19 protein-coding genes are annotated in these 18,228 nt (G+C 67.9%); 7 read left to right on the top strand and 12 right to left on the bottom strand.

Annotated features, from left to right (window positions below; all coding sequences use genetic code 11):
- Positions 1-135 precede the first annotated feature (135 nt).
- Complete coding sequence (gene hisH / locus EPY72_RS06210) at positions 136-804, top strand: imidazole glycerol phosphate synthase subunit HisH (protein ID WP_134671073.1); 669 nt, start codon at positions 136-138, stop codon at positions 802-804.
- On the opposite strand, the gene EPY72_RS06205 is transcribed toward hisH, so the two are convergent.
- The 3 genes from EPY72_RS06205 to EPY72_RS06200 form a co-directional block, all read right to left on the bottom strand.
- Complete coding sequence (locus tag EPY72_RS06205) at positions 801-1,148, bottom strand: hypothetical protein (RefSeq protein WP_209019607.1); 348 nt, start codon at positions 1,146-1,148, stop codon at positions 801-803. The genes hisH and EPY72_RS06205 overlap by 4 nt on opposite strands.
- Before the next feature lie 115 nt (positions 1,149-1,263).
- On the bottom strand, positions 1,264-1,425 hold the full coding sequence (locus tag EPY72_RS19255) for a DUF8143 family protein (protein ID WP_167599448.1): 162 nt from the start codon (positions 1,423-1,425) through the stop codon (positions 1,264-1,266).
- A complete protein-coding gene (locus tag EPY72_RS06200) occupies positions 1,422-1,637 on the bottom strand; it encodes a zinc ribbon domain-containing protein (protein WP_134671071.1) in 216 nt (71 codons plus the stop codon). The genes EPY72_RS19255 and EPY72_RS06200 overlap by 4 nt, the downstream gene beginning before the upstream one ends.
- A gap of 88 nt (positions 1,638-1,725) precedes the next feature.
- Here EPY72_RS06200 and EPY72_RS06195 point away from each other — a divergent pair, with 88 nt between their 5' ends.
- The 3 genes from EPY72_RS06195 (at position 1,726) to EPY72_RS06185 (ending at position 5,006) form a co-directional block, all read left to right on the top strand.
- A complete protein-coding gene (locus EPY72_RS06195) occupies positions 1,726-2,835 on the top strand; it encodes a tRNA (guanine(26)-N(2))-dimethyltransferase (protein ID WP_134671070.1) in 1,110 nt (369 codons plus the stop codon).
- Between the two features lie 91 nt (positions 2,836-2,926).
- Positions 2,927-4,144, top strand: a complete 1,218-nt coding sequence (locus EPY72_RS06190) for a YihY/virulence factor BrkB family protein (protein ID WP_244605529.1) — start codon at positions 2,927-2,929, stop codon at positions 4,142-4,144.
- A 34-nt stretch (positions 4,145-4,178) separates the two neighbouring features.
- Positions 4,179-5,006: a phosphatase PAP2 family protein gene (locus EPY72_RS06185; RefSeq protein WP_134671068.1), complete on the top strand. Its 828-nt coding sequence runs from the start codon at positions 4,179-4,181 to the stop codon at positions 5,004-5,006.
- On the opposite strand, the gene glnA is transcribed toward EPY72_RS06185, so the two are convergent.
- A complete protein-coding gene (glnA, locus tag EPY72_RS06180; RefSeq protein WP_135805867.1) occupies positions 5,003-6,373 on the bottom strand; it encodes a type I glutamate--ammonia ligase in 1,371 nt (456 codons plus the stop codon). The two genes, EPY72_RS06185 and glnA, sit on opposite strands and share 4 nt — an antisense overlap.
- Before the next feature lie 125 nt (positions 6,374-6,498).
- Here glnA and lrp point away from each other — a divergent pair, with 125 nt between their 5' ends.
- Positions 6,499-6,957, top strand: coding sequence for an HTH-type transcriptional regulator Lrp (gene lrp / locus EPY72_RS06175; RefSeq protein WP_134671066.1), 459 nt, complete (start codon positions 6,499-6,501; stop codon positions 6,955-6,957).
- A 74-nt stretch (positions 6,958-7,031) separates the two neighbouring features.
- Entirely contained in the window at positions 7,032-7,688 is a 657-nt protein-coding gene (locus EPY72_RS06170; protein WP_135805866.1) for a helix-turn-helix domain-containing protein, read from the top strand.
- 175 nt (positions 7,689-7,863) lie between these two features.
- Here the strand turns inward: EPY72_RS06170 and thsA are convergent, their stop codons facing one another.
- From thsA to eif1A, 5 genes are all read right to left on the bottom strand, one after another.
- Positions 7,864-9,564 (bottom strand): thermosome subunit alpha, encoded by a 1,701-nt coding sequence (gene thsA, locus EPY72_RS06165; protein ID WP_368276175.1) that lies wholly within the window; start codon positions 9,562-9,564, stop codon positions 7,864-7,866.
- 216 nt (positions 9,565-9,780) lie between these two features.
- On the bottom strand, positions 9,781-10,329 hold the full coding sequence (locus EPY72_RS06160) for a KH domain-containing protein (protein ID WP_134671064.1): 549 nt from the start codon (positions 10,327-10,329) through the stop codon (positions 9,781-9,783).
- Positions 10,330-10,431: 102 nt separating this feature from the next.
- Positions 10,432-11,601 carry a tryptophan--tRNA ligase gene (locus tag EPY72_RS06155; protein WP_134671063.1) on the bottom strand — a complete coding sequence of 390 codons (1,170 nt, stop codon included), beginning with the start codon at positions 11,599-11,601 and terminating at the stop codon, positions 10,432-10,434.
- Between the two features lie 196 nt (positions 11,602-11,797).
- On the bottom strand, positions 11,798-12,661 hold the full coding sequence (gene rio1, locus EPY72_RS06150) for a serine/threonine-protein kinase Rio1 (protein WP_134671062.1): 864 nt from the start codon (positions 12,659-12,661) through the stop codon (positions 11,798-11,800).
- Between the two features lie 283 nt (positions 12,662-12,944).
- Positions 12,945-13,235 carry a translation initiation factor eIF-1A gene (eif1A, locus tag EPY72_RS06145; RefSeq protein ID WP_134671061.1) on the bottom strand — a complete coding sequence of 97 codons (291 nt, stop codon included), beginning with the start codon at positions 13,233-13,235 and terminating at the stop codon, positions 12,945-12,947.
- A gap of 103 nt (positions 13,236-13,338) precedes the next feature.
- Here eif1A and EPY72_RS06140 point away from each other — a divergent pair, with 103 nt between their 5' ends.
- Complete coding sequence (locus tag EPY72_RS06140) at positions 13,339-13,542, top strand: DUF7470 family protein (RefSeq protein WP_134671060.1); 204 nt, start codon at positions 13,339-13,341, stop codon at positions 13,540-13,542.
- A gap of 4 nt (positions 13,543-13,546) precedes the next feature.
- Here EPY72_RS06140 and EPY72_RS06135 read toward each other — a convergent pair whose 3' ends face one another.
- The 3 genes from EPY72_RS06135 to EPY72_RS06125 all read right to left on the bottom strand — a co-directional run bounded on the left by EPY72_RS06135 (position 13,547) and on the right by EPY72_RS06125 (position 18,184).
- Positions 13,547-14,974, bottom strand: a complete 1,428-nt coding sequence (locus EPY72_RS06135; protein ID WP_135805865.1) for an alpha/beta hydrolase — start codon at positions 14,972-14,974, stop codon at positions 13,547-13,549.
- Positions 14,975-15,123: 149 nt separating this feature from the next.
- Complete coding sequence (locus EPY72_RS06130) at positions 15,124-16,104, bottom strand: tyrosine--tRNA ligase (protein WP_134671058.1); 981 nt, start codon at positions 16,102-16,104, stop codon at positions 15,124-15,126.
- Positions 16,105-16,186: 82 nt separating this feature from the next.
- On the bottom strand, positions 16,187-18,184 hold the full coding sequence (locus EPY72_RS06125; protein ID WP_134671057.1) for a DUF460 domain-containing protein: 1,998 nt from the start codon (positions 18,182-18,184) through the stop codon (positions 16,187-16,189).
- Positions 18,185-18,228: the final 44 nt, after the last annotated feature.

The raw sequence follows: 18,228 nt of genomic DNA, 5'->3' as shown, positions 1-18,228 counted from the left end.
CTTCCTATTTTTTCTATATATCTATCGTCGAATTCCGGGCTCGATCGCGAGGAGGCCGGGGCTCCGCGCGCCGACCGGCACGGCGACGGCCGGCCAAGGGAAAGGAACTTGGCCGCGCCGCGCCCACGTTCGACCATGAGTACGCAGCGCGCCCGCGACCGAGAGCGCGGCGACCTCGCGTCGGTCGTCGTCGTCGACTACGGACTGGGGAACCTCCGGAGCGTCACCCGCGGCCTCGAGCGGGCCGGCGCGAGCGTCGAGATCAGCGACGATCCCGCGGCGTTCGAGTCGGCCGACGGCGTCGTCTTACCGGGAGTCGGCGCGTTCCGGGAGGGCGTCGAGAACGCCGGCCCGTACCGCGAGCCGCTCCGCGAGGTCGCCGAGACCGGCACGCCCGTGTTCGGCATCTGCCTCGGGATGCAGATGCTACTCACGACCAGCGAGGAGGCCGAGCGCGCCGGCGAGGGCGACGTCCGAGGGCTCGATTTCGTCCCCGGAACCAACGTCCGGTTCGCCGAGGGCCAGAAGGTCCCCCACATGGGGTGGAATCAGCTCTCGGTCCGGCGCGACCACCCGCTGGTCGACGGCGTCGACGGCGAGTACGCCTACTTCGTCCACTCGTACTACGCCGAGCCCGACGACGAGAACGCGGTGGTCGCGACCACCGACTACGAGATCCAGTTCCCAGCGATCGTCGCCGACGAGTCGGGCACCGTCTTCGGGACGCAGTTCCACCCCGAGAAGAGCGGCGAGACCGGGCTGACGATCCTCCGGAACTTCGTCGACATCTGCGCCGACGACTAGAGGAAGTCCCGCACGTCGGAGTACCACATGTCGTGGGCGTCGACCTCGCCGACCCGCTCGGCGATAGCGACCGCGATGACGTGCCAGCAGAGTTCGGTCGGGTCCCCTGGGTCGAGGTTGTACTCGCTGTCCCGACAGCCACACCCCTGTCCCTCGACGACGTACTCGTCGTCGTGGCCGACCACGACGGTGAAGTCCCGGTACTCTTTGACCCGGCCCTCCGAGACGGCCTCGATGGCTCGGGCGCCGCGGTCGCCGTGGACCGAGAGGATGCGGTCGGTGACGCCGGGTTCGAGCGTCCCGGCCTCGGCGAGGTCGGTCTGCCACCGTTCGACCGCGTTCACGGCGACCACCGCCCGAGCGGGGGCGAGCGGTCGCGCTCGACGCTGGGAGCCGGGAGCACGCCTGCAGGGTTCGAACGGCGGGCCTAAACAGATTCCGGTGTCGCGACGCCCGGGGTCACTTCCGGTCGCGGGTGTCGCGGCGGGCGACCCGCTCTGCGTCCTCGCGGTCCATGCGTTCGCGCTCGCCGCGCTCGGCCCGAACCAGCGCGTAGAGCGCGAGCGGGGCGCCGACCGCGAGCGCGACGACGACGAGCAACGACGCTCCGACGGCCGTCATCCGAGGAACACGTCGACGATGTCGCTCGACCCGGACGTCGTGTCCCGGTAGAGCTCCGAGTAGCCGCAGTTCGTACACGACACCACTTTGAAGCTGTTCGTCTGGATGTCGAACATCTTCGAGAGGCCGCCGCCGGTCGTCGAGATGGTGCCGACCTCCGTCTCGGTGTGGTCGCACTTCGGACAGCCGCGGTCGTCTGATTCGGGGACCATACGCGGACGTGCGTCCGCGACTCGTATCAATCTTCTGTCGCCTGCGGAACCCGCACCGTTTTTCGCCCGGGAGCCCCGAGTCCGCATCATGAACGTGACCGAGGGCGGGGTCGAGGTCGAGGTCCCCGAACAGGGCGAGGAGGGGATCGGCGACGAGGTGTTTTTCAACCCCGTCCAGGAGCTGAACCGCGATCTGACCGTGGCGACCCTGCGGGCCTACCGCGACCGGGAACCGCGCGCCGAGTCGTACCTCGACGCGATGGCGGCCAGCGGGGTCCGGGGCGTCCGGGCGGCCGCCGAGGGCTGGACCGCCACGCTCGCCGACATCGACGCCGACGCGGTCGACCTCTGTCGGCGGAATCTCGAGCGCAACGGACTCGACGCCGAGGTGGTCCACGGCGACGCCAACGTCGTGCTCCACGACTCGGTGTTCGACGTGGTCGACATCGACCCGTTCGGGACGCCGATGCCGTTCGCCGACGCCGCGTTCGCCAACACCCGCGATCTGGTCTGCGTGACCGCGACCGACACCGCGCCGCTCTGTGGCGCCCACTTCGAGAGCGGGGTCCGCAAGTACAGTGCGGTCCCCCGGAACACCGACTACCACGCCGAGATGGGCGTCCGGATCCTGCTGTCGGCGCTCGCCCGCACCGCCGCCCGGTACGACGCGGGCGTGACGCCCATCCTCACCCACGCCACCAACCACTACGTTCGGACGTACCTCGAACTCGACCACAGCGCGACCGACGCCAACGCGGCGATCGACCAACTGGGTCACGTCTACCACTGCGAGGACTGCCTCTACCGCGAGCACGAGACGGGCCTCGTCGCCGACCCGCTCGACGTCTGTCCGGCGTGTGGCGGCGAGCGACTCCTGACCGCCGGGCCGGTGTGGCTCGGCCCCACCCACGACGCCGACTTCGTGGCCGCGGTCCGCGAGGCGGTGACCGACGACATGGGGACCGCGACCCGGGCGCGGCGACTGCTCGACGACCTCGAAGCCGAACTCCACGAGCCGACCCACTACGACCAACACCGGCTCTGCAAGGAGTGGACTCGGTCGGCCGCGAAGATGGAGACGTTCCTCGACCGGCTCCGGGCGGCGGGCTTTGTGGCCTCGGGCGCCCACTACGGCGGGACGACGTTCAAGACGCCCGCGACGGTCACCGAGATCCGCGAGGCGACCCGCCCGGAGTGATCCGACGGTCGGCCTCCGACTCGCGGGAAGTGCCAATGAATATTTGTATCCGGTGAGCGAAATAAGTCGCGTGCCCAGTCTCGGAACTGTCGTGTCAGTCGGTCGCTCGGTCGTCGAGGAGGCCCGAGAGCAGGAGATCACGTTTCTGGCGGCGAGCCTCGCCTACTACGCGTTCGTCTCGCTCATCCCCGCGCTGTTGCTCGCGTTCGTCGTCACGTCGTTCGTGGCGGGCGAGGCGTTCGCCGAGCGCGTCGTCACGCAGGCCTCCGGGCTGTTGACCGCGACCGGTCAGGCCCAGCTCCGGGAGTTCGTCCTCAACCCCGCCGGCGGGAGCGGGACGACGCTCATCGGACTGCTCGTGCTGGGATGGAGTACTCTCAAGGTGTTTCGCGGGCTCGATACGGCGTTCTCGAACATCTACGCGACGGTCTCTTCGTCCGGTCTCCTCGACCAACTCAAAGACGCCGTGATCGTGCTGGTCGCCATCGGCCTCGCGGTCGTCGTCGTCGTGTTGACCGGCGCCGCGACCGCGCTGTTCCCGGCGTTTCCGTTCGTCGACCTCCTGTCGACGCTGATCCAACTGGTCGCGCTGGTCCCAGTCTTCCTTCCGCTGTACGTCGTCTTCCCGGACGACGGCGTGTCGGTCCGGGAGGCGCTTCCCGGCGCGGTGGTCGCGACCGTCGGCTGGACGGTCCTGCAGGTGCTGTTTCGGGTCTACGCGGGGGTCAGCTCGACCAGCCCGTCGCAGTTTCTCGGCACCGCCATCCTGCTGGTGACGTGGCTGTACTTCGGGAGCATCGTCTTGCTCCTCGGGGCGGTGGTCAACACCGTGCTCGCCGAGCGGGGCAGCTACGCCGAGCGCATCGAAGACGAGGAGGACAGCCGGCTCGAACGCAAACAGGAGTTACTCGCCCAATACATGACAGACGACGAGTCCGCTCCCGACATCGTCGAGCTCCGCGAGGAGCTCCGGGAGCTGCGCGCCGACGTCGAATCGTTCGAAGAGGACATCGAGGCCCGGACGGTCGAGAAGCCGGAGGTCGAGTCCGAACTCAAACAGTACGTCCGGTCCCAGCTCCGCCGGGGCCGCGCTCGGGGCTGGGGGCCGTACCTCGTGTTGCTGTACGGGACCGCGATGACCGTCGCCGCGTTCCTCGAACTGACCGGCGGGTGGGCCATCGCCGCGATGCTGGTGGTGTGGCTCTCGACGCTCGGACTGTACGTCCTGATGGTGCTGTTCGGGTTCGGGATCGGCGCGCTCGGGCTCCCCAAGCGCATCGCCGACCGAATCGGGGACATCCGGTCGTAGGGTATAACTCTCCGGGGCGTCGAACTTCGTCCGAATGAACGGACGCGGACTCGGAGTCGTCGACGCGCTCGCGGAGGCGCTCCCGCAGGTGATCCGGGAGGCGTTCGTCGTCCTGACCCAGCTCGGGGACGCGTGGTTCATCTTCGTCGCGACCGCGCTCGTCTACTGGTACGAGGACCGCGACCGCGGAGCGTTCGTGCTCGCGGCGGTGCTGGGCGCGCTCGCGTTGACGGTCGCGCTCAAGGGGCTGTTCGGCCTGCCCCGCCCGCCGGCCGAACTCCACGTCGGCCACGCCGACAGCTACGGCTTCCCGAGCGGCCACGCCGTCGGCTCGTCGGTGCTGTGGGTGGTACTCGCGCTCGTGCTCGACCGCGGGACCCGGGCCCAGCGGCTCCTCGTCGCCGGGGCCGCGGTCGCCGTGGTCGCGACCTCTCGGGTGGTCATCGGCGTCCACTACACGGTCGACGTCGTCGTCGGCGTCGCGGTCGGACTGGCGTACCTCGGCCTGCTCGTCCGGGCGACCGACTGGGAGCCCGGACGGGGGTTCGCGGTCGCGTCGGCGGTCGCCGCGGGGGCGCTGGCGACCAACGGGCTCACCCCCGACGCCGTCGCCATCGTCGCGGGCGTCCTCGGCGCGACCGCGGCGTGGTCGGCGTTCGGCGTGGCCTCGCGCGGCCGGGTCGGCCCCGGCGTCGCGCTCGCGACGCTCGCGGGGCTGGGCGCGCTCGGCTACGCCGGCAACTCCCTGTCGGCGTCGCTGGCGGCGGTGTTCGTGTTGAATCTGGTGGTGCCGCCGGTGATCCTGTTGCTCCCGGTGGCGGTCGAGCGCGTGAAAAGAGCGAGCGGCGAGACGCCGACCTAGAACTTCTCGAGGTACTTCTCTTTCTCCCACGAGGAGACGTGGGCCTTGTAGTCGGCGAAGTCCGTCCGCTTGGCCTGGAGGAACTTCTCGGTGACGTGGTCGCCCAGCGCCGCCTCGATGACCGGATCGTCTTCGAGTTCGTCGAGCGCCTGCCCGAGACTCCCCGGCAGGGTGGTGATGCCGTACTCGTCGCGTTTTGCCTCGTCGAACTCGTAGATGTCTTCCCGAACCGGCTCGCCGGGGTCGGCGTCGTTCTCGATGCCGGCGAGTCCGGCCTTGATGACCGCCGCCAGCGCGAGGTAGGGGTTACACGACGGGTCGGGGCTCCGGATCTCGAACCGCGAACTGGCGCCCGCGGCGTCGGGAACCCGGATGAGCGCCGAGCGGTTCACGTCGCTCCACGCGACGTACACCGGCGCCTCGTAGCCGGGGACGAGGCGCTTGTAGGAGTTGACCGTCGGGTTGGTGACCGCGGTGAACGCCTGGGCGTGGTTCAGCACGCCGCCCATGAACTTGTAGGCGGTCTCGCTGAGGTTGAACTCGTCGTCCTCGTCGGCGAAGGCGTTGCCGTCCTCGTCGAAGAGGCTGATGTGGCTGTGCATGCCCGAACCGTTGATCTCGCCGATCGGCTTGGGCATGAACGTCGCGTGGAGGTCGTTCTGCTCGGCGACCGCCCGGACGACCGCGCGGAACGTCGCGATGTTGTCGGCCGTGCCGAGCGCGTCGTCGTACTTGAAGTTGATCTCGTGTTGACCCTCTGCGACCTCGTGGTGGCTGGCCTCGATCTCGAAACCCATCTGTTCGAGGGTGAAGATGATCTCGCGGCGGACGTCGCTCGCGAGGTCCTTGGGCGCGAGGTCGAAGTACCCGCCGGCGTCGTGGGGCTCGGTCGTCGCGTTCCCGTCCTCGTCCTTCTCGAACAGGAAGAACTCGGGCTCGGGGCCGATCGAGACGCTGTAGCCCATCTCCTCGGCCTCCGCGAGGACGCTCTTTAGCACCTGGCGCGGGCCGCCCTCGAACGGCGTCCCGTCGGTGTTGACCACGTCGCAGATCAGCCGAGCGCTCGCGGTCTCGCCGTTCGAACGCCACGGCAGGATCTGGAACGTCTCGGGGTCGGGTTCGAGACGCATGTCGCTCTCTTGGATCCGGACGAACCCCTCGATCGAGGAACCGTCGAACCAGATGCCCTCGTCGAAGGCCTTCTCGACCTGCGAGGCGGGCACGCTCACGTTCTTGACCGTCCCGGTGATGTCCGTGAACTGCAGGCGCACGAAGTCCACGTTCTCCGCTTCGATCTCGTCGAGTACGTCCCGTTCGGCCTCTGTCAGCCCCGATTCGTCGCCGGCTTCCATTTGTCCATCCGTCATCTTTGTCGTCGGTATACACCACTATCTCTACTATTAAAACGTTACTGGTCCGCGCAATTCTGTTACTCGCGGCCAGAATTGGATGTTCGTAAAATTCTAAAGGGTGGCGTTCGTCTGTGAACGTAATGACGTACGAAAACCTCGATGCGAAGTTAGTGAACGCGCTGTTGGGCGACGGTCGAGCCAGCCTCCGGAGCCTCGCGGAGGATCTGGACGTGTCGGTGACGACGGTGTCGAACCACCTCCAGGATCTCGAATCCGAGGGCGTCATCGACGGCTACACCCCGAGAGTCGACTACGACGCGCTCGGCTACGACGTGACCGCGATCGTCCAGCTCAAGGTCGAGGGCGACGCGCTCCCGGACGTGACCGGCCGGCTCCGGGAACACGACCAGATGATCAGCGTCTACGAGGTCACCGGCGACTACGACATCATCGCGGTCGGGAAGTTCACCGACACCGACGGCATGAACGCCCAGATCAAGACGCTCCTCAACGACCCCGACATCAAAGAGAGCAACACCAGCGTCGTGTTGAACGCCGCCAGCGAGCACGAGCAGTTCGAGCTCGACATCAAAGACTGACGATATCTCGAAATCGTCACGAAGTTGTCCACTGACCGGTAAATTTTCAACAAAGCGAGAGAAGTGTGATGCAAATGAGTCTCATCGCGGAGTTCTCGCTCCGATCCCCGGACCTCCTGCTGTCGACCGCGCTCGGGGCCGCCCGAGAGATGACCGTCGAACTCGAACACCAGATGGCGAGTCGGTCGAGCACCCCGGTGTTCGTCTTCTGGGCGTCGGGGGGCAACTTCGACGCCCTCGAGGCGGGCCTCGACCGCGACGACACCATCCGGACCAGCACCGTCATCGAGGAACTCGGGAGCAAGCGGCTCTATCGGACCCGACTCGCCGTCGAGAACCTCGTCTCGATCTACCCGGAGTACCAGCGGCTCGGCGCCGCGCCGTTGGCCGCCACCGGCACCCACGAGCGGTGGCAACGCCGGGTTCGGTTCCCCGATCGGGAGTCGGTCGTCCGAATGCGGGAGTTTTGCGCCGACCGCGACGTCTCTTTCAGCCTCGATCGGCTCTACACGCCCGGTGAGTCGGAGCTCGAAGACGAGTTCGGCCTCAGCGCCGAACAGCGCGAGGCGCTGGTGACCGCCGAGCGTGCGGGCTACTTCGGCGTGCCCCGAGAGGTGTCGCTCGACGAACTGGGCGACCGGCTCGGCGTCAGCGGTCAGTCGGCCTCCGAGCGCGTCCGACGCGGGGTCTCGAAGCTGGTCTCGAACACCCTGTTGAGCGACTTCTCCTGAACCGCCGGCCGCGTCTCTCCCGACGGCTCGAGCCGCGGCTGGGGACGTGAGCGTCGAAAAAACGACTGATTCCGAGTGCAGTCAGTCGACAGCGAACGGTTCGGCCCGAACGTCGGGCGAGGCGGTGCGGTCGGCGGGTGCGGTGGGGGTTATGTGAGTTGGCTGTGGGCCTGTTTCACATTGCGCCGCCCATGCCGCCCATACCGCCCATGCCGCCCATGCCGCCGCCCATACCGCCGGGGCCGCCGGCGCCGGGGCCGCCCGCGTCGTCGCCGCCGTCGTCGGGGTCGACCTGACCGCCCGAGAGGTCGCCCGCCGCGATGACGTCGTCGATGCGCAGCAGCATCACGGCCGCCTCGGTGGCGGACTCGATGGCCTGGGTCTTCACGCGGAGGGGCTCGACGACGCCGTCGGACTCCATGTCGACGATGTCGCCGGTGTAGGCGTCCAGCCCCGCCGTGAACTCGCCGCCGTCGTGCTGGCTACGGAGGTCCACGAGCGAGTCGATCGGGTCGAGACCGGCGTTCTCTGCGAGGGTGCGCGGGATGACTTCGAGGGTGTCGGCGAACGCCTCGACCGCGAGCTGCTCGCGCCCGCCGACCGAGTCGGCGTAGTCGCGAAGCTGGAGGGCGAGCTCGGTCTCGGGCGCGCCGCCGCCGGGGACGACCTTGCCGTCCTCCAGGGTCACGCGCACGACGCCGAGACTGTCCTCGATGGCGCGCTCGACCTCGTCGACGACGTGCTCGGTGCCGCCCCGAAGGATGAGGCTGACCGACTTGGCCTCCTCGACGTCCTCGACGAAGATGCGCTGGTCGCCGCCGACGTCCTTCTGGGCGACGCTCCCGGCGAAGCCGAGGTCGTCGTCCTCGATGTCGTCGACGTTGCTCACGAGGTTCGCGCCGGTCGAGCGAGCGAGCTTGTCGAGGTCGTCAGACTTCGCACGTCGGACGGCGATGATGCCCTCCTCGGCGAGGAAGTGCTGGGCCATGTCGTCGATGCCGCCGTCGACGAAGACGACGTCGGCGCCGACGTCGGCGAGCTGGTCGACCATCTCGCGGAGCTGTTCTTCTTCCTGGTCGAGGAACTGCTGGAGCTGGTCGGGGTCGGTGACGTTGACCTCGGTGTCGATCTCGGTTTCTTTGATCTCGAGGGCGCTGTCGACCAGCGCGATGTTCGCGTCCTCGACGAAGTAGGGCATGTTCTCGTGGACGCGCTCTTTGTCCACGATGACGCCCTCGACCAGTTCGGACTGGTCGATCGAGCCGCCGACGACCGTCTCGACTTTGACGTTGTCGGTGTCGATGCCGTCGTCGTCGGCCACGCTCTGGACCGCGCGGACGACGAGCTCGGCGAGGTAGTCTTTGGAGTTCTCGGCGCCCTTGCCGGTCATCGCCGTCGAGGCGATCTTCTCGAGGGTCTCGGTGTCGTCGGCGTCGACGTCGATGGCCTTCTCCTCGAGGATGTCTTTGGCTTCCTCGGCGGCCTGACGGTACCCCTGTGCGAGCGTGGTCGCGTGGATGTCCTGATCGAGGAGCTCCTCGGCCTTCTCGAGGAGTTCGCCCGCGACGACGACCGCGGAGGTCGTGCCGTCGCCGACCTCGTTCTCCTGGGTCTCGGAGACCTCGACGACCATGTTGGCCGCGGGGTGCTCGATGTCCATCTCCTTCAGGATGGTGACGCCGTCGTTCGTGACGACCACGTCGCCCGTCGAGTCGACGAGCATCTTGTCCATCCCTTTGGGACCGAGTGTGGTCCGGACGGCTTCCGCGACCGCGGTCCCGGCGGTGATGTTCATCGACTGTGCGTCCTTTCCTTGGGTACGCTGGCTGTCCTCGGAAAGTACGATCATCGGCTGGTTGCCCATTCGCTGTGCCATGTTCGGTTCAACGATTGATTGCCATTCTACATAAATCTTTTCCTAAGGGTCGTGAGAATCGACCGCACAGATACGGAAACGCATTGTGGGAACAGTTATCACGGTATGTTTATATACTAATCCGAGACCGCCCGCTCGGCGGCGAACGCTCCGGGTTTCTCGGCACGGCGAAAATATCCGACGCGGCTCAGACGGGACGAGCGGCCCGCCGATCGACTACCCGGTGAACTGGTGGAACTCCATCCCCTGGCGTTTCATCTCGTTGCGCTTGCGTTCGAGGAACGAGTACACCGAGCCGTGGGGCGCGCCGTCCAGGATCATCTCGGCGGCGCTCCGGACCACGTCGACCTGCGTGGGGTTGCCGATGATTCCCATCGTGGTGCCGTAGATCACGACGCTCGCGCCGGTCAGCTCCTCCATGAGCTCGCGCGTCCGGCCGTTCTCGCCGATGAGACGTCCCTTCTGGCGTTCGAGGTCGTTCTTGTTCCGGGCGGCGGCGTCGACGTCGATGAGGTCGAACATCATCATGTCGTCGTCGAGCAGCGACAGCGCCTCCTCGGGCGCGAACCCGCGGCCGATGGCCTTCACGATCTCGGGGCCTTTGAGCCCTCGGATGGGGTCGCCGGTCTTCTCGACCTCGACTTTCCCGTTCTCGGAGTCGATGTCGAGTCGTACCTCCGCGCGGCTCTCGATCTCGCGCATCGTCTCGCCTCCCTCCCCGATGAGAACGCCGATTCGGTCCTGCGGAATCTTCACATGTTGCATGCGTAGCTTTAGTCGCTCGGAGCGTTTTAAGCCTTTGTCCGCGCCGCTGGGCCGGGGCGGCTCCCGGCCGCGCGACCCGCCCGGTCCGCCCCGTCGGCCGACTCACCCGAACAGGTCCGTCCCGGCCGGTCGCGCTCGCGCGCGCTCGTCGGCGGTGAGCCGATACGGCTCCAGTTCGGCTTCGAGGTCGCCGAGCGCCGCCCGCCGCGCGCGGTGGGCTTCGAGGAAGTCAGCGATGCGCTCGGACGCGTGGGCCTTGAGCTCCCCGCTCAGCAACTCGCCGGCCCGGTACGCCTCGGCGAGCCGTTCCAGCCGTTCGTCGTCGTCCTCGAAGAAGAACGCGAGATACTGGTAGGCCACGTCCGCGTCGGGGTCGCCGCCGTGTTCGCGGTGGGCCGCGAGGCTCGATCGGCCGCCCGAGTGGGCGTGGTCTCGCACCTTCCGCTCGACGGTCTCGCGGTCGTCGGTCAGGTGGATCGCGGGCGCGTCGTCGGAACTGCTCATCTTGCCCGGCCCGTCGAGGGTCGGCAGGAACTTGCTCAGCAGGGCCGCGGGCTTGTCGGCGTCGACGGCCTCCTTCGCGGCGAGATCGCGGGCGAGTCGGACGTGGGGGTCCTGATCGGCCGCGATGGGGACGAGGGTGTCGTGTCGCCCGCGGAGTAACTGGGGCACGAGGAGGTGGGCGATCTGGACCGCCGGGTAGAACGACTGGCCGACGTTGTCCGGACTGCCGTAGGTCGCCTCGACCGTCGACTGGGTGAGCCGCTCGGCGAACCGCACCGCAAGCGGGTAGATCACGTCGGCGTCTGCGGTGTCGATCACGATCCGGGTCCGCTCGGGGTCGAAGCCGACCGCGAGGAGGTCCCGGAGGTTCTGGCGGGCGTACTCGCCGATCTCCCCGAGCGAGAGGTCCTTCGTGAAGTATTTCTCGTCGTCCGAGAGCGGCACGTAGACCGACGCGCCGATCTGCTCTTGGAGGTGCTTTGCGTGGTAGAACTGCATGGCGTGACCCAGATGCATCGGTCCGGAGGGGCCGACGCCGGTCACGACCGAGACGCGGTCGCCCCGCTCGACCGCGTCGAGAAACCGGTCTACGTCCCGCCCCGCGAAGAACACTCCTCGGCGGACCATCGGGTGCGGATCGGGAAAGCGCGATCGCTGTTCGTCGGTCACCTGCTCGGCACCGAAGCGCTCGCAGAGTTCTCGGTAGTCGACGTCGCCTTCGACCGTCTCGGGCGTGACTGTACTCTCGTCGGTGTCGTGTGCTGGCATGGTGTCGTGACTGGTCGCTGTCGGTCGGCGATCGGTGCGCGAGAAAGCGAGTGAGCGCCGCCGCCGTCGGCGCCCGGTGAGGCCGGTGCGCCGTCGGTCACGACACTGTCCGCTCTCCGGGCGAGCGCCAGCGCCAAGCGCGGAGAGCGAGACTCATCGGAAACGACTACTCGCGTCGGCAATTTGAACCTTTCGTCTACCGGTCGGGGTCGGCGTTCTCGCGGATCCACGCCTCCAGATCGTCGCCGTGTACGTCCATCCCCTGTCGCTGGAAGAACGACGCGACGTTCGCACAGTCGCGGGTCAGAAAGTCGTCGCTGTTCGGGTGGTGGACCGTCACTGCCTGTCCGAGGTCGATGAAACAGAGTTCGCCGTCGTGGACGACGATGTTGTACTCGCTGAGGTCGCCGTGGACCAGCCCGACGTCGTAGAGCCGGCGCATGTACTCTCGGACCACTTCGAAGGCGGTCTCGGGGTTTTCGAGGTGGGCGTCGTCGAGCGTGGGGGCGTGGTCGCCGTCGTCGCCCAGAAACTCCATCACGAGGACGTTTCGCTCGACCGCGATCGGGGTCGGGACCCGGACGCCCGCCTTTGCGGCGCGCTTGAGGTTAGCGAACTCCTTGCGGGTCCACGCCAGTACGACCCGCTTTTTGTTCCCGCCCAACTCCTCGAACCGGGGGTCGCCGACGAGGTACTCGCGCATGTCCCGAAAGTCCGAGGCGTTGATCCGGTAGATCTTGACCGCGACCTCGCCGTACGCCTCCCCGCCGAGAGCGAGGTAGACGGTCGCTTCTTTCCCCGAGGAGATGGGCCCGCCGAACGCGTCGACGTAGCCGTCCTGAACGAGCTTGTAGAGGGCCCCGAGCGTCGCGTCGTCGAACACCGACTGCTCGACTTTGAACTGCTCGGTGTTCTTGAGCCGCTCGCGGAACTGATTGAACTCCCGGTCGCGCTGGCGCTGGACCTTGTCGGCCTCGGTGTCGGATACGTCGATCTCCTCCCACTCGTCGCCGACGCCGTCGGCGTTCTCGGGTTCGAGTAGCCCGTACTCCTCGGTCATCTACCCCGACCTAGCGCGCCCAGCGATAAAAGGGTGGGCTTCGGTACCGAACGGCGAATACCCAGATTCGCGCCGCCGAGCCGTCCGCCGAATCGCTCGTCCCGACAGTCCACAGCGAGCACCTAGCGCTCGCCCCGCGAGCGAGGGCAGGCCCGGGCGAGCGAACCGAGGAACCCTCGGGCGAGCGCCCGAGCGAAGCGAGGGCGCGAGGGGGGTGACCCCGTGGTTTTCATGAACGTTTTGCAAGGGCGCGCCGCTTGTGGCGCGCCCCCAGCAAACGGTTCTACTGGATGTGGCCTTCTTCCCGAAGCTGGTCGGCTTCCTGCTTCTCGTAGCGCCAGGTGATGTCGGCTTTCTCGTCTTGCCAGTCCCACGGCTCGACCAGTACCACGTCGTCTTCCCGGATCCAGATGCGCTTTTGCATCTTGCCCGGGATCCGAGCGGTTCGTTCCTGTCCGTCGGCGCATCGCACCTTCACGCGGTTCGCGCCCAGCATGTTAGTGACGGTGGCGAACACCTCGTCGTCTTCGGGCATGCGGAGGTTCTTCCGCCGTCCGCCGTCGTTGTCACTCATGTGCCCGCATTCGTCGCGGGGACGTTTAAATCCGCCGCAGCGCGGCTACGACCATCGTCCCGGAGCAACGGCTTTTAAGTCGCCGCCCGGCGCAGGCCACGGTATGTTGGACAAACTCGGCGCGAAAGGCATCGTCGGGGTGCTCCTGTTGGTCGCTGGGGTCGGCGTCATCGCCCTTCAGAACCTGATCATCGCGGCCGGCATCGGGCTGGTCGTGCTCGGCTTCGTGTTGACCGCGTGGGGGCTCGTTTCGGGACTGCTGGCGAGTTTCGGGATGGGCGGGATGATGGGCGGGGGCTTCGAGTAGTCGGCTACTCGACGGTCGTCGTCCCCTCGGCGGTGACTTCGGCCGCGAACGACGCGACGTCGGTCACGACCGCTTTGGCGACGTGGTTCTCCCGGAAGTACTCTCCCCGTCCGGGCTTTCCCTCGCCCGGCATGAACAGGTGGTTGAGCCGGGGGTACGTCCGGAAGCTGACGCCCGGGTCCTCGCCGAGCGCCTCGCGCCACTCCGCGAGGTCCTCCTCGACGGTGACCTGATAGTCGCGCTCGCCCTGCAACACCAGCCGGGGGGCGTCTATCTCCGCGGCGGCCGCCACGGCGTCGTACTCCCGAAGGCTCCGCCAGTACTCGTCGCCGCCGAGGTAGACGACCTCCTCGTCCGTGATGTTCCCCGACCGAATCTGCTCGACGATGCGTTCGGCTTGGTCGAGTTGGTCGCGCTCGGCGTCGGTCACCGTGCCGTCGCGCTCGGCGAGGTACTCGCTCTGGTCGGTGATCGCCTCGGTCACGGTCCGGGCCAGCGGCGCGAGCATGACGACGCCGGCGAGGTCGCCGTCCCGGGCCGCGATCCGGGGCGCGAGCGTCGCGCCGATGCTGTGGCCCGCGACGACGACGTCGTCGGCGGCGACCGCGTCGGTCTCGCGGAGCCGTTCGATCGCGGTCAGTGCGTCGTCGGTCACCGCCTCGTCGATAGTCACGTCCGCGAAATCGACGTCGCAGGCCTGCGTGCGCTTGTCGTATCGGAGGACAGCCACCCCTCGGGAGGCCAGCCCCCACGCGAGGTCCTTGTAGGGCTTGTTCGGCCCGACGGTGCCGTCGCGGTCGCTCGGGCCCTGCCCGTGGACGAGCACGACCCCCGGCGCCTCCTCGACGCCTTCGGGCACCGTCAGGGTCCCGTCCAGCGTGCAGTCGTCGGTCGCTTCCAGCGAGACCGCACGCTCGGTGAACGCCGACTCGTCGGCGTACGACGGCGCCGACCACTCGCCCGTGACTCGCCGGATCCAGAACCCCGCGATCCCCTCCGGGCCGAACGAGATTTCGACCTCGCGGCGACCGTTCTCGAACGTCGCGATCCCGGTCACCACGTCGACGCCGTCCTGGTCGACGGTCTCGAGCTCCGACAGCGACAGAAAGTCGCCGAGTTGGTCTTCGAGCCCGGTCCAGAGCTGTGCTAACTGGTCGGGGCTGATCTGCTCGGCGGCAGTCTGGTTGAATCGGTCGTGGGCGCGCTCGTAGGCCCCCTCGTCGATCAGGCCGACGAACTCCCGGGCGCGGCGCTTCGGGTCGGCCGCGTCCGCGGTGGTCGTCGCGTCCGCGTCTCCGGCGGTCTCGGTCGGCGTCTCCGCGGTCGTCGCGGTCGTCGACCGGTCGGCGCCCCCGCCCTGACAGCCGGCGAGCACGGCGGCCAGCGTCGATCCGGCGGCGGCCAGAACCTCTCGGCGGTCGATGCGACTCATCCCCCGTCGACGGGAGCTAACTGGCGTCGAACGCCAGCTCCCGCGCGCGTCTCGGCGTGCATGGCTATCGGACCGAACGACTGACGGAAACTTGAGTGCTTGGTGAAGCGAGCTTCTATACGCGAGCTGTTAGGACCGGGACGCGGCGGCTACTCTTCGAGCTCCCGGAGTTTCTCGCGGCCGGGCGCGACGAGTTCGTTCAGGTACTCGGCCAGCGCGCCTTTCGCGTCCGCGGGGTGGAGCTCGCCGCCCTCGAGGTCCGCCGCGAGCGACTCGTAGTCGTCGTACTCTAAGTCCCCGCCGTACTCGTCGGGGCGCTCGACGACGACCGTCTCGAACCGCGGGAAGACGTGGTACCGGAAGATCTCCAGCACGGGGTTTTCGAGGTCGCCCTCCGGGTCGCGGGTCGGCGGACAGAACGCCGAGTTGACCTTCTCCGCTATGTCCTCGGGGCTGTCTTCCATCGAGATGGTGACCCCCGAACTGCTCGACATCTTCCCCTCGCCGGTCCCGAGGTCCGCGAGGATCGGCGTGTGGAGACACGGCCGGGCGTCGTAGCCGATCTCGGGCAACTCCTCGCGCATCAGCATGTGGACCTTCCGCTGGTCGAGACCGCCGACCGCGAGGTCGAGATCGAGGTACTCGATGTCGAGCGCCTGCATCAGGGGGTAGACGACGTGGCTGACCTTCGCGGTCTCGTCGCCCTGAATCTCGGCCATCGCGCGCTGGGCGCGGTTGAGCGTGGTGTCGAGTTCGAGCTTGTGGAGGTCGAGGGCGTACTCCTCGTCGAGTTGGTACTCCGAGCCGTAGACGAACTCGGTCCGCTCGGCGTCGAGGCCGTACGCGAGGAACTGCTGGCGCATCTTCTCTGCGGTCTCCTCTATCTCCTCGAAACTCCCCTTCCCGTTGAGGTAGGCGTGGACGTCGGCCAGCAGGACCACGACCTCCATGCCGGCCTCCTGGAGGTCGATGAGCTTGTTCGCGGTGAGCATGTGGCCGATGTGGAGCACGCCCGACGGCTCGTAGCCGACGTACACCCGCTTGCCCTCGGGGGCCTCGGCGAGCTCGCGCACCTCCTCGTCGGTGACGACCTCGTCGGTGTTGCGCGCGATGAGTTCGTAGGTATCCATACGCGAGGAGTGTCCCGCCCGCGGCTTTAGCGTTCCGGGACCGTGCCGCGGGCTCTCGTGGCCGGCGGTCTCGTCCGCCGGGCTACTCCGCACGCGCGCCCGACGAATCGTACTCGCGGTCGGCGCGGTGCTCGCTGATGAGCTGATCGAGCTGATCGGCCTTTCGTTCTTTCCGGCGCTGTTCGGCGCGGTCCTCCCAGTCGTCGATCACCGCCTCGATCTCGCTCTCGCGGGCGACCGCGAGCTCGTCGACCTCCTGTATCGTCACGTCGTCTGCGGGCCCGACCGGGATCTCGCGGTCGAACAGGATCTCGTCGGCGACGTCCGAGAGCCCGCCCCGTCCGATCAACACGACCTCCGGATCGACCTCCGCGAGCCGCTCGGCGGTCGATCGCCCCGCCCCGGAGGCATCACGGAGGTAGATCACGTCGTCGGTCGCCAGCCCGAAGCTCTCGTGGGCCGACTCGATCGCGCCTTTCGTGAACTTCGCGATGGGCTTGACCGGCGCGAGCCCGGCTTTCTTCTCGGAGACGTCGCTGAAGTTCGAGTGGTCGAGCTTCCAGAGCTGTTTGAGCCGGTCGAGCTTCCCCTCCAGTTGCTCGATCTCGGTCTCGCGCTCGTCGAGTTCGCGCTCCAGTCGCTCGTTCTCGCGTTCGAGTCTGGTGACGGTCCGGCGCTCGCGGGCCTCCCGGCGCTCCTCGCGTCTGGCCTCCGAGAGCTCTTGTTCTAACTCCTCGATCCGGTCGTCTTTCTCCGCGACGGTGTCGTCGAGCTCCTCGACGTGGGCTTCGAGGCGCTCGACCTGCGACTCCAGTTGCTTGATGCGCTTTTCCTCGGCGGTGAGCTCGCGGGGCGTGTGCTCGGTCGTCTCCTCCTCGGAGTCGTCGTCCTCGAGCAGGTCGGCCAGCGCGGTCTCGACGGTGTCCTCGCCCGCGACCACGCGTGCGGTCACCTCCCCGCGGTCGACGTTCGGCGGGATCTTCTCGACGATGCGGTCGAACTGGTCCTCGTGGTCGTCGAACGCGTACAGCGCCGCCGCCATCGCGTCGCGCTCGTGGTCGTTGTCGTAGTCGTGCTCGCGGGTCCGGTGTTGCTTCTCGTCGATCGGGAGGTCCGAGGTCGGCTCCCACCCGGCGGCGTCGAAGCTCCGGCGGATCTTCTCGACGGTCTCGGGCATCGGCTCGACGTCGGCGGCCACCACGATCGGCCGGCCGCGCTCGATGATCCACTCGATGACCGCGGCGGTGTCGGCGGTGCGGGTGCTGAGCACGTCCAGCACGTTCCCGTCGAGGTCGGTGATCGCGACCGCCGTGGTCGTGCCCGGGTCGATCCCGACGAGGACGTGGTCCCGGCGCTTCGCGAGGGGTTCGAACTCGATGCCGTCGCGCCGGACGCGCTCGACTTCGACCCGGACGTCGCCCGACCGGCGGTTCGAGACCGGGATGTCCTCCGGGCGGGCCTCGACGGTGAAGACCGCGTTCGAGAGCCCGCCGTACTTCTCGGTCGCGTCCCGCTCGTAGTCGAGGCCCGCGCCGTCGAGTTCGCTCTCGATCTCCCTCGCTCGTTTCCGGACCGCGCCGTGGATCCGGCGGGTGTAGCGGTCCTCGGACCACCCGCCCTTTCCGGTCGAACGCCCGCGCGAGACCTTGATCTCGGTCGTGTCGGCGAACGCCGACACCTCGTGGCCGACGTTGCCCGCCGCGAGTCGGGCGGCCGCCTCGGCCTCGGCCATCGGTTTCTTGTCGTAGGGGACCCCGTGGCGGGAGGCGACCCGCGAGAGGGGTTCGGGTCGCTCGGCGCCGGTGACCTGTACGAGCCGCGTCCCGTCGGGGAGCTCGCTCAGGAAGTGGACGAGCGCGTCCTTGTCGGGCGCGAGCTCGTACATGTTGTCGGTCGCCACGAGCGCGGGCTCCTCGCGCTCGATGAGCCGCCGGAGCTTCCGGTGGCTGACCACGTCGCGGTCGACGTTCTCGCCGTCGAACGCGACGACGGCGTACGACGGGGCGTCACCCCTCACGTCCCCGCTCTGAACGTCGACGCCGAAAACGAGCGTGTCGAGCGCACTCGTACGCGTGTTCACGCCGACGGGTAGGGTCCCGCCGAATATAAATCCGGCGCGGGGCC

It is taken from the genome of Halorussus marinus, assembly GCF_004765795.1.
In the GTDB taxonomy this organism is placed as follows: Archaea; Halobacteriota; Halobacteria; order Halobacteriales; family Haladaptataceae; genus Halorussus; species Halorussus marinus.
Note: the sequence above shows the minus strand (reverse complement) of the source record. Positions and strands in the feature narration are given on the sequence as shown.